This is a genomic window from Acinetobacter proteolyticus (genome assembly GCF_000367945.1).
GTDB classification, from domain to species: domain Bacteria; phylum Pseudomonadota; class Gammaproteobacteria; order Pseudomonadales; family Moraxellaceae; genus Acinetobacter; species Acinetobacter proteolyticus.
The window spans coordinates 1,367,687-1,381,531 of record NZ_KB849179.1 but is presented as its reverse complement, the minus strand read 5'-3'; the positions used below and the strand labels follow the sequence as shown (position 1 = coordinate 1,381,531).

The 13,845-nt window shown below is 42.5% G+C and carries 10 protein-coding genes; 7 read left to right on the top strand and 3 right to left on the bottom strand.

The genetic code is table 11. The features are described from left to right. Positions 1–53: 53 nt before the first annotated feature. The gene (gene adeB / locus F993_RS10275; protein ID WP_004654153.1) at positions 54–3,164 is read right to left on the bottom strand and encodes a multidrug efflux RND transporter permease subunit AdeB; all 3,111 of its coding nucleotides are present in this window, start codon (positions 3,162–3,164) and stop codon (positions 54–56) included. Continuing rightward, positions 3,164–4,333 carry an efflux RND transporter periplasmic adaptor subunit gene (locus F993_RS10280; protein WP_004654151.1) on the bottom strand — a complete coding sequence of 390 codons (1,170 nt, stop codon included), beginning with the start codon at positions 4,331–4,333 and terminating at the stop codon, positions 3,164–3,166. Before F993_RS10280 ends, adeB begins: the two co-directional genes overlap by 1 nt. Before the next feature lie 146 nt (positions 4,334–4,479). On the opposite strand from F993_RS10280, the gene adeR reads away from it, so the two are divergent. After that, a complete protein-coding gene (gene adeR, locus F993_RS10285) occupies positions 4,480–5,208 on the top strand; it encodes an efflux system response regulator transcription factor AdeR (protein WP_004654149.1) in 729 nt (242 codons plus the stop codon). A 23-nt stretch (positions 5,209–5,231) separates the two neighbouring features. On the opposite strand, the gene F993_RS10290 is transcribed toward adeR, so the two are convergent. Next, positions 5,232–5,504, bottom strand: a complete 273-nt coding sequence (locus F993_RS10290) for a transporter suffix domain-containing protein (protein WP_004654147.1) — start codon at positions 5,502–5,504, stop codon at positions 5,232–5,234. Between the two features lie 147 nt (positions 5,505–5,651). Between F993_RS10290 and adeS the strand changes: the two genes are divergently transcribed. The 6 genes from adeS to F993_RS10320 all read left to right on the top strand — a co-directional run bounded on the left by adeS (position 5,652) and on the right by F993_RS10320 (position 13,845). Next, the gene (adeS, locus tag F993_RS10295) at positions 5,652–6,722 is read left to right on the top strand and encodes a two-component sensor histidine kinase AdeS (RefSeq protein WP_004654145.1); all 1,071 of its coding nucleotides are present in this window, start codon (positions 5,652–5,654) and stop codon (positions 6,720–6,722) included. Positions 6,723–6,958: 236 nt separating this feature from the next. Then, positions 6,959–8,314: an LLM class flavin-dependent oxidoreductase gene (locus tag F993_RS10300; RefSeq protein ID WP_004654143.1), complete on the top strand. Its 1,356-nt coding sequence runs from the start codon at positions 6,959–6,961 to the stop codon at positions 8,312–8,314. A gap of 89 nt (positions 8,315–8,403) precedes the next feature. Beyond that, positions 8,404–9,453 carry an NADP(H)-dependent aldo-keto reductase gene (locus F993_RS10305; RefSeq protein ID WP_004654141.1) on the top strand — a complete coding sequence of 350 codons (1,050 nt, stop codon included), beginning with the start codon at positions 8,404–8,406 and terminating at the stop codon, positions 9,451–9,453. Positions 9,454–9,890: 437 nt separating this feature from the next. Next, on the top strand, positions 9,891–11,414 hold the full coding sequence (locus F993_RS10310; RefSeq protein WP_004654140.1) for a porin family protein: 1,524 nt from the start codon (positions 9,891–9,893) through the stop codon (positions 11,412–11,414). A 24-nt stretch (positions 11,415–11,438) separates the two neighbouring features. Continuing rightward, a complete protein-coding gene (locus F993_RS10315; protein WP_004654138.1) occupies positions 11,439–12,506 on the top strand; it encodes an ABC transporter substrate-binding protein in 1,068 nt (355 codons plus the stop codon). Positions 12,507–12,591: 85 nt separating this feature from the next. Then, positions 12,592–13,845, top strand: a complete 1,254-nt coding sequence (locus F993_RS10320) for an MFS transporter (RefSeq protein ID WP_004654136.1) — start codon at positions 12,592–12,594, stop codon at positions 13,843–13,845.

The window sequence follows — 13,845 nt, the reverse complement described above, 5'->3', positions numbered from 1 at the left end:
AATACTAAGGAGGAGTCAGAGGAAACCCGTTGATTCCCTCTGCTCAATGTTATTTAAGATGGATTTTTGGGTTTCGGGGAAAACAGCTTTTCAACTGCACCCAAAACAAAAATAAAGAAGACGGGAACAAAGAAGATTGCCAGAATCGTCGCTGAAATCATGCCGCCAAATACACCTGTACCTAAGGCATGTTGGGTTTCTGAACTTGCCCCTGAAGCGATGACCAATGGAATCACACCACAAGTAAAGGCTAAGGAGGTCATCAGAATCGGGCGTAAACGCAGTTTTGCTGCCGCAACCGTGGCCTCGACTAAACTCATACCTTCTTCTTTCAGCATCTTGGCAAACTCAACAATCAGAATCGCATTTTTGGCCGATAAACCAATGATAGTAATCAGACCAATTTTAAAGAACACATCATTCATTAGACCTCTGGACATGATTGCCACAATTGCACCGAAAATACCGAGTGGCACCACCAGCATCACTGAAAGCGGAATAGCCCAGCTTTCATATAGTGCCGCCAAGACCAAGAATACGACGAGCATTGATAATGCCAACAGAAAGGCCATTTGCGATTCAGATTGCTTTTCCTGTAAGGAAATACCTGTCCATTCATAACCAATGCCTTTCGGTAATTTGGCAATCAGGTTTTCCATTTCACGCATGGCATCGCCAGATGAAGTATCGAAGTTCGGAATCCCTGCGATACTCAATGATGGACGGCCGTTATAGCGATTGTATTGTTGTGGTGCTTTACTCCATTGTGGTGTCACCACTTCAGACAGAGAAACCAGTTGCCCACTTGAACCTGCAACTTTCAGATTCAAAATATCTTTTAATTGCATACGTGATTTGGCATCGACCTGTACAATCACTTGTTGCATACGTCCTTGATTTGGGAAATCGTTGATATACATCGAACCCATTGAGGTTGAAATAATGTCAGAAACATCAGAGAACTTCACACCCAGAACATTCAATTTTGCACGGTCAATTTTTAAAGAAATATTGTCGCCTTGCGGTAAGCCTTCATTCCAGACCATATAGAACTTTTTGTTCTTGGCGGCCATTTCCATTAACTGGTCTTGTGCAGCTAAAAGTGCAGGCATACCCAAGTTGGCACGGTCTTGTAAGCGTAAACTAAAACCTGAAAAAGTCCCAAGTTCATCAATGGCAGGCGGTAAAACAGCCATTGTTGCACCTTCTTTACTGTGTGCCATCGTGGCATTGACAGCGTTGGTCATTTCAGTTGCTGTTGAAGTACGGTCTTTAAAGTCAGTTAACGTGGTAAAGGCGACAGCCACGTTTTGACCTGCGCCACTAAAGCCCCAACCCATGATGGTCGTGTTACTTTTTACATTAGGATTGTCTTTTAAACTGCTTTCAAATTCATTGACTACACCTCGCGTTCTTTCAGCAGTAGCATCCGATGGTAGCTGGAAAGACGTCAGGAACCAGCCTTGGTCTTCTTCTGGCATAAATGCTGTAGGCCAATACTTCATACCTGCAAAGGTCAGGCCTGTAATCACCACAAAGATCACCATCATTGGAATGGTATGTTTAATCACTTTAAGCAGGATCAATTCATACTTTTTTGTGACCTTATCGAAACTGCGATCAAACCATGCAAAGAAGCCTTTTTTCTGATGATGACCATCAATCGGTTTGAGGATGGTGGCACATAGTGCAGGAGTTAAAATCAGAGCGAGTAGGGCTGAAAATAAAATCGACACCGACATGGTCAGGGTAAATTGCTGATAGATAATCCCGACCGAACCACTGGCAAAGGCCATTGGTAAGAACACCGCAGCAAGAACCAAGGTAATCCCGATAATTGGACTAGTAATCTCCTTCATGGCTTTGGAGGTGGCTTCTTTCGGAGAAAGTCCTTCGGTTGCCATGATTCGTTCCACATTTTCGACCACCACAATCGCATCATCAACGATGATACCAATCGCAAGCACCATACCAAACATGGTTAGTACGTTAATCGAGAAACCTGCAAGTAGCATCACCGCAAATGTACCGAGTAGCGCAATCGGTGCAACAATGGCAGGAATCAGGGTATAACGAACATTATGTAAGAATAAATACATCACAATGAAAACCAGAACCATGGCTTCAAGTAAGGTATGAATCACTTTTTCAATCGAAATTTTGACAAAAGGTGCAGTGTCATAAGGAATACTGAAGTGCATGCCTTCAGGTAAATTCAGTTTTAATTCTTCAATCTTGGCTCTAACTCCTTCCGCAGTTTTCACTGCATTGGCACCCGGACTGAGCTGAATTGCTGCAGCAGTCGCTGGTTTACCATCTTCCAAAATCGCAAAGTTATAGGCCTGCGAACCGATTTCGACTTTGGCTACATCAGATAGTTTGATCACGCTACCGCTAGTTTTGCTTTTTAGGCTGATGTTTCTAAATTGCTCCACATTGCCCAATTGTCCTTGAGCAGATAGGGGAACAGTGATGAGTTGACCTTGTTCAGCAGGTAAGTCTCCAAGACGACCTGGGGCAATCTCAATGTTATTCTCACGGATGGCATTATTGACATCACTAATGGATAAGCCATACGACACCAATTTATTGGGGTCGACCCAAATGCGCATGGCTTTTTCAGCACCGAAGGATTGAACCTTACCCACACCTTCAACCCGTTTCAGTTCTTCAACCACATTACGAACCAGATAATCACTCAGATCGACTTCAGAATATTGACCATTGGGTGAATTGATTCCGACCAACATCAAGAAACCTGAAGATGATGCTTCGACCTGTAAACCTTGCTGGCGAACCACTTGCGGTAAACGAGCTTCAACAGCCTTGATCTTGTTTTGCACATCGACTTGTGCCATTTCAACATCAGTTCCTGGTTTAAAGGTCGCAGAAATTTCTGCTGTACCCGAAGTATCTGTAGTTGAGCTGTAATAGAGCAGATTTTTTACACCCGATAATTCTCTTTCAATAAGCGTGACGACGCTGTCATTGATGGTTTTCGCCGTCGCACCCGGATAAGTCGCGCTAATATTGACTTGTGGTGGTGCAACACTTGGAAAGCGGGCAATCGGTAGTTTGGGAATACTGAGTAACCCGAACAAGATAATGAAAATCGCAATCACCCATGCAAATACAGGGCGGCGAATGAAGAATTGTGACATCATCATTGAGCTCCTTGCGTTGCAGACGCTGTGCTATTGCTTGAAGCAGGTGCTTTCCACACGGCGAGTTCCAATTTTTGATTCGGCTGGATACGTTCAACCCCTTCAACCACGATCTTGTCGCCCGCTTTTAGACCTTTGTTGGCAATGTAGAACTGCTCATATTGTTGGCCCAATTCGATTGGACGAATATCTGCCGCACCTTTGGCATTAATCACATAAACTTGTGGCTCGCCATTGATATTGCGCTGAATCGCTTGGGCAGGAACGAGCAAGGCTTGAGGCACTGAAGCACGGTCGATATTGACACGAACATACATTCCTGGAAGAAGTTTACGTTCTGGATTTTGCACTTCAATTCGAATAGTGACATCGCCCGTTTCAGGATCAACATTGATGTCTTCAAATAACATTTTTGCGCTGACGTTATAAGGATGGCCATGACTATTTGAAATACGCACGGTCTTTTCATTATTTGCTGATAATTCACCGCTTTGTAATGCAGCCTGTAGACGTTCATATTCGCTAATTGATTGTTTTACATCGACATAGACTTTATCAATCTGCTGAACCGTTGACATGGTATTGGCATCACCTTGGTTGACCAATGCACCTTCTGTCACAAAAGACTGCCCGATACGGCCTGAAATCGGTGCGCGTACCGTGGCATATTGCAAGTTCAGGTTCTGACGCTTGAGCAGGGCCTTCATTTGTGCAACATCAGCCAAAGCTTGACGATATTCGGCTTGCGCATTACTGACTTCTTGCTTACTGATTGCATTGCTTGGCAGTAATTGTTCATAACGCTCTAACTGAACTTTTAAACGAACGACTTCTGCTTCAGCTTTGTGCAGAGAAGCTTGATTACTGTTCACGTCAGCTTGGAAGGTCTCCGAATTAATTTTATAAAGGGCTTGTCCAGCTTTTACCTCACTACCTTGGGTAAACAGGACTTTTTCAATAATGCCACCGACTTGTGGGCGAATTTCAGCGGTCCGAAATGCTTGAACGCGTGCAGGCAGGTTCTCGCTAAAATTCACTGATTGCGGTTGAATATTTAAAACGCTCACTTTCGCAGGAGGGGTTTCTGCTGGCTTTGCCTCCTCAGAACCACAGCCTTGTAGCGCAAGTCCGATCGATAAAAATAATGGAAGTAATAGATGCTTTTGCATTCTGTCCATGCCTTGGGAGTTTTTGATGCTGACATTATTTTTCAGGAGTGTGTAACGATCATCTTTGAAATGTGGAAAAAGTGTGGAGATCAATAGATAAATCGGCGTATCATCAAGTTTGATTGAACTTTTGTGCTGATTTATTCATGTTTGACGTCTCATTTTCTTTTGATTGCCGTGATAAACAGATCCTCGTTGTAGAAGATGAATACGAGATTGGCGATATTATTGAGCACTATTTAAAACGTGAGGGCATGCGGGTGCTTCGTGCCATGAATGGTAAGCAGGCCATAGAAATTCATACGGCACAATCGGTAGACTTAATCCTACTTGATATCAAACTTCCAGAACTGAATGGTTGGGAGGTGCTGAGTAAAATCCGTCAAAAAGCGCAAACGCCTGTGATTATGTTGACGGCACTGGATCAGGATATTGATAAGGTGATGGCATTACGAATTGGTGCCGACGACTTTGTGGTGAAACCGTTTAATCCGAATGAGGTGGTGGCTCGGGTACAAGCCGTTCTGAGAAGGGCCCAGCAAAACAATCAAGCGATGAACAAGAATCTCGTTTATAAAAACATCGAAATTAATATGGATATTCATAGCGTATATGTTCATCAGCAAGATCGAAAAATCATGCTGAATCTAACACTGACTGAGTATAAAATTTTACTTTTAATGATCGACCATCCACACAAAGTCTTTACCCGAAGCGAATTGATGAATCACTGCCTACCTGATAGTGATGCCTTGGAGCGTACGGTGGATAGCCATGTCAGTAAGCTCAGAAAAAAACTGGAAGAGCATGGTCTACAACATATGCTAATCAATGTCCGTGGGGTGGGTTATCGCTTGGATCATCCTGTGCAATGAGCATATTTTGAAGGCTAATGACTTTAATTTAAGTGATCAGACTCTGTTTTCTGTAATCTGCGAGAGGCAAACAAGCGTTTTAATCCATTTTTGATTTTGGCCCAATATTCTTTACCTAATAGAGCAATCACGATCAACAGCAGAATTTCACCCCCAATCGCCATTGCTGTCATGATCAACGCTTTATGAGGAATGTCTAAGAATGGAATGATGGGAAAGGCAAGCCAGTAAGCGATGACAATGCTCAACAGAACGAAGCCAATTTTTTTACGTAAATTGAGTTTTGGATTAGACATTTGCTTCACATGAATAAAATTTTGATTCTGTTATTTTTGGAAAGATTTAAGGAGCTATGATCTCTAAAGTGTGGAAAAAGTGTGTAAATCACTAAAAAAATCAGCGTATCATGTGAAAAAGTTAGATCGATTGATTGGAAAAATCCAATGAAGAATAAGTCAGGTATTAGTAAACAGTTGTTTGTCGCATTAAGTATTGTGAACTTAAGCGTGACGCTTTTTTCTATTTTACTTGGTTATTTTATTTATAACTATGCCATTGATGTGGGTTGGATCACGTTAAGCTCCTTACAGGAAGATTGGACCGAATTTCACTTTGTCGACTGGATTTGGTTATCTACGGTGATTTTTTGTGGTGGTATCATTTCCATTATTATTGGGATGCATCTGGCCCAGCGTTTTATTAAGCCGATTAATTTCTTGGCGGACGCTGCGAAAAAAATCAGTCAGGGAGATCTTTCCGCACGTGCGGATGATAGCCAAATTCATTCCACTGAAATTGCAGAGTTAATGCATAATTTTAACCATATGGCGCAGCAACTGGAGAGTTCTGTTGAAAATGCACAAGTGTGGAATGCAGCAATCGCACATGAACTAAGAACCCCAATCACGATTTTGCAAGGCCGTTTACAAGGCGTTTTAGATGGGGTGTTTCAGCCTGATGAGGCACTATTTAAAAGCTTACTCAATCAGGTGGAGGGTTTATCCCATTTGGTCGAGGATTTGCGTACTTTGAGTTTGGTTGAAAATCAGCAGCTCAGATTAAATTATGAGTGGGTCGATCTAAAATCATTGACTGAAAAAGTAATCAAGCTATTTGAAGATCGCTTGGAAAAAGCCCAGATTGTCCCAGTATTCGATGTGATAGAGACCCCCATCCATTGTGACAGTCGAAGACTTGAACAGATTTTGATTGCCTTGATCGAAAATGCAATTCGCTATGCCAATGCGGGTAGATTAACAATTTCCTCAAAGCTAATCTCAGATCAATGGATTATACAAATTGCAGATGAAGGTCCTGGTATTGCAGAACAGTACCAACAAGACTTATTTAGCCCGTTCTTTAGATTGGAACAATCTAGAAATAAAGAATTGGGGGGGACTGGTCTCGGTTTAGCGGTTGTGCATGCGATTGTGGTTGCACATAAAGGTACAATTGAATATAGCAACCCAAATCATCATAGTGTGTTTTCGATCCATCTTCCTCTTCAGGCTTAATCTAGATGATTTATGCGATTATTATCGTATCATCGCTCTAATAAATATCAGCTTTGAATCAAAGCTGAGGTGTTGATTTACAACCACCCCCTCAACAGAATCATGCTGTTGCTGAAACATAGCTAAAATTAATATTTTTTAATTAATTGATATTCATAAATAAAAAATCTGGCATTCAATTTGTATTAACCACAGTGAAAGATGAATTGTGTTGAATAACAAATTTGGAGCTGAACATGAGTAGAAAAATTCGATTAGGTGCATTTATCCCAGCCACTGGGCAACACGTTGCTGCATGGCGACATCCTGAGTCTCAACCGAGCAAAGCAGTTGATTTTGACTTTATTAAAGAGCAAGTCCAACTGGCGGAAAAAGGCTTGTTTGATGCCTATTTCTTGGCTGATGGTTTAGCAGTTAATTTTGGACAAGCAGAAAAAAATGGCTATAGCGATAAAGTGGCGGGCTTTGAACCTGTTACTTTGTTTGCTGCTTTATCTACGGTGACCAAGCATATCGGTTTTATCGCCACGGCATCCACCACTTATGAGGAACCGTATTTATTGGCTCGTAAGTTTGCTTCGCTGGATCATCTTAGTCATGGTCGTGCGGGCTGGAATGTGGTGACTTCTGCTTCGGAAGCAGCTGCGGCCAATTTTGGTTATGAGCAACAGATTCCACATGCTGAGCGTTATGAGCGTGCACAGGAATATGTCGATTTGATTAAAAAACTGTGGGACAGCTGGGAAGATGATGCATTTATCCATGATAAGGCATCAGGTGTGTTTTATGACCCTGAGAAAGTACATAACCCAAATCACAAAGGTAAATACTATGCGGTGAAAGGTGCCTTGAATGTGCCTCGTGCACCCCAAGGTTATCCTGTGATTGTACAAGCGGGGCAGTCAGGGCCAGGACGTGATTTGGCTGCCCGTTATGCTGAAGTGATTTTTACAGCCAATCAAAAGCTGGAAGATGCACAAGAATTTTATCGTGATGTAAAAAGTCGTTTGGCCAAATATGGACGTTCAACCGATGAGCTTTTGATCTTGCCGGGGGTTTCTGCATTTGTGGGTCGTACTGAAGAAGAAGCGCGTGCCAAATACCAACAACTCACTGACTTGATTCATCCAGAAGCAGGGCTTGCCTTATTGAGTGGTTTAAGCGGAGGCTTTGATTTTTCAGGCTATGATCTGGATGGCCCATTCCCAGAATTGAGTGAAGGCCAAGGTATGGTGAGTCGTCCTGCTTTAATTGCAGACATTGCCAAGAAAAACAATTTCAGTATCCGTCAGCTATATGAATGGGTGGCGGGTGCACGTGGACATTGGCAACTGATTGGTACCCCTGAGCAGATTGTCGATCAATTACAACAATGGTTTGAAAATGAAGCCGCGGATGGTTTCAATATTTTACCCCCAAGTACACCTGCGGGCTTAAATGATTTTGTCGAGTTGATTGTGCCTGAGCTACAACGTCGTGGTCTATTCCGTACTGAATATGAAGGCACGACTTTACGTGAAAACCTAGGCTTGGCACGTCCAGAAAATCAATATGTCATTGCTCGACAAGCTGAAAAAAACAAAGCCAGTTAAAATCATGTTAAAACTGAAGCATGAATCAAAGTAACAAGGGTGACTTTTAAGCGTCACTCTTGTGTCATCACAATTGAATTGAGTGAAAAATGCAATATAGAAAATTAGGTCAAACCGATATCGATGTCAGTGTCATCGCCCTAGGCACCATGACTTGGGGTGAACAGAATTCTGAATCCGAAGCGCATGAGCAGTTGGATTATGCAGTGGAGCGTGGGGTAAATCTGATTGATACCGCAGAAATGTATCCAGTTCCACCTAAGCCTGAAACACAAGGCTTAACTGAACAATATATTGGCACATGGTTAAAGCAGTCACAGAAACGAGAGCAGGTATTGATTGCAAGTAAAGTGGTAGGCCGTTCAGGGAAATTAACCCAAGCCTCGCATTTTCGTTCGGGTCAAACCAAGTTGGATCGAATCAATATTGAAACTGCGTTACATGATAGTCTGAAACGTTTACAGACGGACTATATTGATCTATATCAACTGCACTGGCCTGATCGTAGCACCAATCATTTCGGCGAATTGGGCTATACACATGTTGAAAATGAAGACACAGTTCCAATTTTAGAAACCTTGACCGTTATGTCTGATCTGATTCAAGCAGGTAAAATTCGCCATATTGGTCTATCCAATGAAACACCCTGGGGCGTGAGTCAGTTTTTAAAGTATTCCGAAACATTGGGCTTAGCGCGGGTCGTTTCTATCCAAAATCCATATAACTTATTGAACCGTAGTTTTGAAATTGGCAATGCCGAAATTGCGATCCGTGAGCAGGTAGGATTACTGGCTTATTCACCGTTGGCATTTGGTGCATTGACGGGTAAATATTTAGATGGTGCACAACCAGCAGGCGCACGTTTAACCCTTTGGGAACGCTTTGCTCGTTATAAAGGGCAAGCCTCTGAAGATGCGATTCGTCGTTATGTGGCATTGGCTAAACAATATGATTTAGATCCTGCCCAATTGGCTTTGGCCTATGTGAACAGTCGCCGTTTTGTCACCAGTAATATTATTGGAGCAACCAATTTAACCCAACTGAAAACCAATATTGAGAGTATTGACCTAAAGTTACCTGATGAGGTCATTCAGGGAATCGAGCAAATCCATCAAGCCCATCCTAATCCCGCACCTTAAGGTATAGATCATCTCCTACAATTTAATTTTCATTTTGTTCAGGACAGTTGAGTCAATCCAACTGTCTTTTTTTATTGAGGGATTAAAATATTGCAACATGATCTCTATATCTAAAAATAAGAAATAAAAACATTTAAATATGATGTTTTTGGATAAGCAGGGTGTTGAATTTACAACACCTGATCAACAGAAAAATATGAGACTTATTTTTAAATATTGTTATAAAACAATTATTTATATTTTGGCATGACGCTTGCAAATACCATTGTATATGAATCATCAATTGATTTTGGCTAAGGCTTAGGAGTTCAGGGTAATGATATTGCGTTGTTGTATGGAAAGTTAATTTCTCTCTCATTTTCTAATTTATTTCGTTGGGATTTTTTTCGGTGTGATTGCTTATTCAGTCACACACAGGATTTTTTGACTCAAATTTTATGATTTTAGTTTTAGGGGTTTTATTGGTGAAAAAACATTATCTCTCTTTATCGATTGCTTTGAGCATGGCAACACTTTTGGGAAGCGGCACAGCTCAGGCAGCAGAAGATATTGATACCACATTAGCGCAATTACAGGCGCAATTGACCGCTCTACAGCAGCAGGTCAATGCATTAAAGCAAAAGAAGCAAGCTTCAACGGAGGCGAGCGAGACAGCACAACTTGCAGCTCAAGACGATGCATCGGCCGATGCTCAGGACGAAAATACGGAACATAGCTTTGCCACCCAAAGTGAGTTAGCGGGTTTCCGAAGTGATCTGGAAAACTACAAATATGATCAGTCTCGTCAATATGAGCGGACCTCGGTGAAGTCGACACGAGATGCGACTTTATATGGAACCGTTCAAGTTCGGGCACAGGCACAGAGTCAAGATACAGCTTCTGGCAATCCAGCACCAGTGACACCACGTCGTAATACTTTTGATGTACCAACTGCTTTATTTGGGGTCAGAGGAAATTTATACAAAGACTATAAGGAAGGGAAAAATCTCGATTACCAACTTTCTTTTAGTTATGGCAAACGTGTTGGGGCAGCAGGCAGTGCCAGTGACCTGAATCTGGCAGATGCTTTTTTACGCTATAACTTTACTTCAACCAATGGCGGACCAGAAGTTCCTCGGTTGAATGTAACCTTTGGTCAGCAACTGATTCCATTTGGTCTAGATCCACAATCCCCTGAGGATTTACGTCCAACGATTAATGTTGCTACAGGGCTTGCACAATTGGGCTTATTCAATCGCCAGACAGGTCTGATAGTTCGTGGTGATGTCAAACCATTTGTTGATTATTCATCAAACTATCGAGCACCGTTATTTGAATATGCACTCGGTGTGGTCAATGGCAATGGTACCAATAAAGTCGATGACAATGATAAGAAGGATTATATCGGACGGGTCGCATTTACCTTACCTGTTGATTATGCCAGTTGGTTCCGTGAGCTGAAATTTGGAGCCTCTTATCTCAAAGGCAGCAAGAATGTAATCGCGGGGACGAATGTCCTTGATGGTAATGGTCGCAATGATCGTCTGGGCTTCGATATTTACTATAACCATGCACCGTTTGGCGTGACTTATGAATATGTCAAAGGACTTAGTGATTATGCCACTGCGACAGGCTCAACCGCTGAAGTTAAGGCTGAAGGGCATACTGCAACCCTGTTTTATACCTTTGGTGATCAATTTTATAACAGTGTGAAATCGGTCGCCAAGTTTGATGATTTCTGGCCGAAATCGATTCAGAGCTTCTATCGCTATGATAGCTATAACCCAAATAAAGGCGCAGATGTGATCGGTATTGCAGGGCATGGACTTGGCAAAGTCGATATTCATACCTTGGGCCTAAATTTCTTCTTCGCGCAAACCACCAAATTCCAATTAGGACTGAATCGCTGGAGTTATGACCACGAGACAGCAGCGCAAAAAGACTTCTCCGAAGTGCAAGCGCAATTCCAATACACCTTTTAATTTTTGAATATGAGTAATGACACAATGAAACTTTTTACTAAACATTTATTGATTAGTGCAGCAGCAGGTGTGCTGGTTGCCACCAGTTTCTCGGTTTTTGCTGAAAGCAATCCCACTGAGATTCGACTAGGAGTGCCTGGTGCTGGAGTCGGTGGAAAACCAAAAGTAGGTGGAAGTGCTTATGCAAGCGCCAACTTACGTGGCATTTTGGAAAAAGAATTTGCCAAAGATGGCATTAAGGTGAAATGGTCATTTTTTCCAGGTGCAGGGCCTGCATTGAATGAAGCCTTAGCCAATAAAAAGGTCGATTTTGGTATTGGCCATGGTGATTTACCTTCAATTGTTGGACGCTCGACAGGATTGAAATCCAAGCTGCTGTTTGTGACAGGGCGCTTTGGTCCAGTTTATTTTGCAGTGCCATCTGATTCCAGTGCGAAAAGTCTAGCAGATTTAAAAGGTAAAACCATTTCTGTATTTAAGGGCACCAACCAACAGCTCATCCTTGGTCGTTTATTGCGTAAATATGGTTTCACTGAAAAAGATTTCCGTGTGATTAGTCAGGACTTTTATTCAGCTCAAACCTCACTGTCTACAGGTGATATTGATGGTTTAATCACCAGTCCTTGGACATTAGAAGCCCGTGGTGTGGCAAAACGAATTTTAGAAGTACGTAAAGACCCGAACCTGAATGGGCCATTGGTGGCGTGGGTCAGCGAAGACTTCGAGAAGAAATATCCACAAATTGTACAGCGTGTAGTGACCACATTTATTAAGGATAACGTGTGGAGCTCGGATGAAAAGAATCGTGATACACAGTACAAGTTATGGGCGCAAAGTGGCGTGCCTTATCTTGACTATAAAAAAGACTGGGATGATTACACGCTGAAAGATCGTAATTCACCATACTTTGATGATTATGCTGTGAACTCTTTGAAGAAATCAGTCCAGCAATCGATTGATTACAAACTGATTCGCCGTCCAGTGGATGTGGATTCCTGGATTGAACCGAAATATCTCAATACGGCAATTCAAGAACTGAAACTGGAAAATTTCTGGCCAAAATTTGATGTCAATGGCAACCGTAAAAAGTAATTCATAAATTCATCTCTGTACTGAGCTAAGGGCTGAAGCCTTTAGCCAGTTGGTTTATTTATTTAGCATGTTTAGGGATGCAGTTATGCGTCAGGAATCGGTTGCTCAGCTTGAATTGGGTCAATTGCGCTTTGTCTTCGGCTTTATTGGCTTGGCCTTATGTGCAGGTTTAGGGATTGGGATTGCAAAAATTGTAAGCTCTTTATATGCCGTACAGTTACAAGCCAATGAGTTTGAAATGGGCTTGATTGCTGCAGTACAGAGTCTTGGTATTTTACTTTTCGGATTGCCAATCGGACTTTTAGTACAACGGTATGGGCCAAAGAAAATGTTTGCGCTAGGAAGTTTTTGCGCGGCTGTGGTGTATGTCACCGTGCCATTTTATCCAACGGTTTGGTATCTGATTTTCGCTACATTTTTGGTTGGGTTATGCATGCCAATGCGGTTTGTTTCGCTCAACACGGTGTATATGCAGCATTTAAAAAGTATTGGTGCTGCTAAGGCGGGATGGTTTAGAGGCACACATATGATGGGTTTTTTTCTGGTTGGTCCTTTAATGGCAGTGAGCTTGGTAAATGGTTCTGGTTTCTCAGGCGCCTTTGGGTGGATCGCGGTTCTGTTTTTATTGCCCGTCTTGTTTGCACCTCTGGCTTTTGACAGAAACTCATCCAATAGCAACAGCACTCAGCAGCAGGAAGCTTTGAATATTAGCGTGATTGCCAAGCAGTTAGTTTTATTAAAGCAAGACCAGACTCTACGCCGTACCAGTTTAATTGAGATGGCCAGTAATGCAGTCATGGCCTACTACGGTTTCTTCATTATTGTGATTGCAATCAAAGACTACGGTTGGAGTGAAACCATTGCGGCCAGTTTAGTGACACTACAGGGAGCTGTCTTTGTCGTAGCCTTATTCACGACGGGAACTTTACTGGCACGATGGGGAATAAAACGCTTTTATCAAACCGGATTTGCTTTTGTTGCGGTGGCATCTGTGATGTTGGGTATACCTAAAATTTCCGTACTGTTGTGGGTGGGTGCTGTGATTCTGGGGCTGGGTCTCGCCATGCTGCATATTGTCAATTTCACCATGTTTGCCAATGTCGGTGAGCGCTTAGGCATGGCAAAAGTTTCGGGTTTGACTGCGATGGCGGGTCCTGCGGGTGCCTTGTTGGGCAGTATGGTCGGAGGCTGGCTGGGGCATTATTGGGGCTTACAGTCGATGTTCCTGATCGCAGCAGTGTTATTTGTTGGACTGATTGGCTTTGCTCAACAGCTCACCCAAGTTTTTATAGCGCCGCCCGTAGAAATTGAAATGTATTCAGAAATAGAGGGTCAATAA

Bases quoted from the DNA above. Each gene is read 5' to 3' on its own strand.
- adeB (WP_004654153.1), bottom strand. From the start codon at position 3,164: ATGATGTCACAATTCTTCATTCGCCGCCCTGTATTTGCATGGGTGATT.
- F993_RS10280 (WP_004654151.1), bottom strand. From the start codon at position 4,333: ATGCAAAAGCATCTATTACTTCCATTATTTTTATCGATCGGACTTGCG.
- adeR (WP_004654149.1), top strand. From the start codon at position 4,480: ATGTTTGACGTCTCATTTTCTTTTGATTGCCGTGATAAACAGATCCTC.
- F993_RS10290 (WP_004654147.1), bottom strand. From the start codon at position 5,504: ATGTCTAATCCAAAACTCAATTTACGTAAAAAAATTGGCTTCGTTCTG.
- adeS (WP_004654145.1), top strand. From the start codon at position 5,652: ATGAAGAATAAGTCAGGTATTAGTAAACAGTTGTTTGTCGCATTAAGT.
- F993_RS10300 (WP_004654143.1), top strand. From the start codon at position 6,959: ATGAGTAGAAAAATTCGATTAGGTGCATTTATCCCAGCCACTGGGCAA.
- F993_RS10305 (WP_004654141.1), top strand. From the start codon at position 8,404: ATGCAATATAGAAAATTAGGTCAAACCGATATCGATGTCAGTGTCATC.
- F993_RS10310 (WP_004654140.1), top strand. From the start codon at position 9,891: ATGATTTTAGTTTTAGGGGTTTTATTGGTGAAAAAACATTATCTCTCT.
- F993_RS10315 (WP_004654138.1), top strand. From the start codon at position 11,439: ATGAAACTTTTTACTAAACATTTATTGATTAGTGCAGCAGCAGGTGTG.
- F993_RS10320 (WP_004654136.1), top strand. From the start codon at position 12,592: ATGCGTCAGGAATCGGTTGCTCAGCTTGAATTGGGTCAATTGCGCTTT.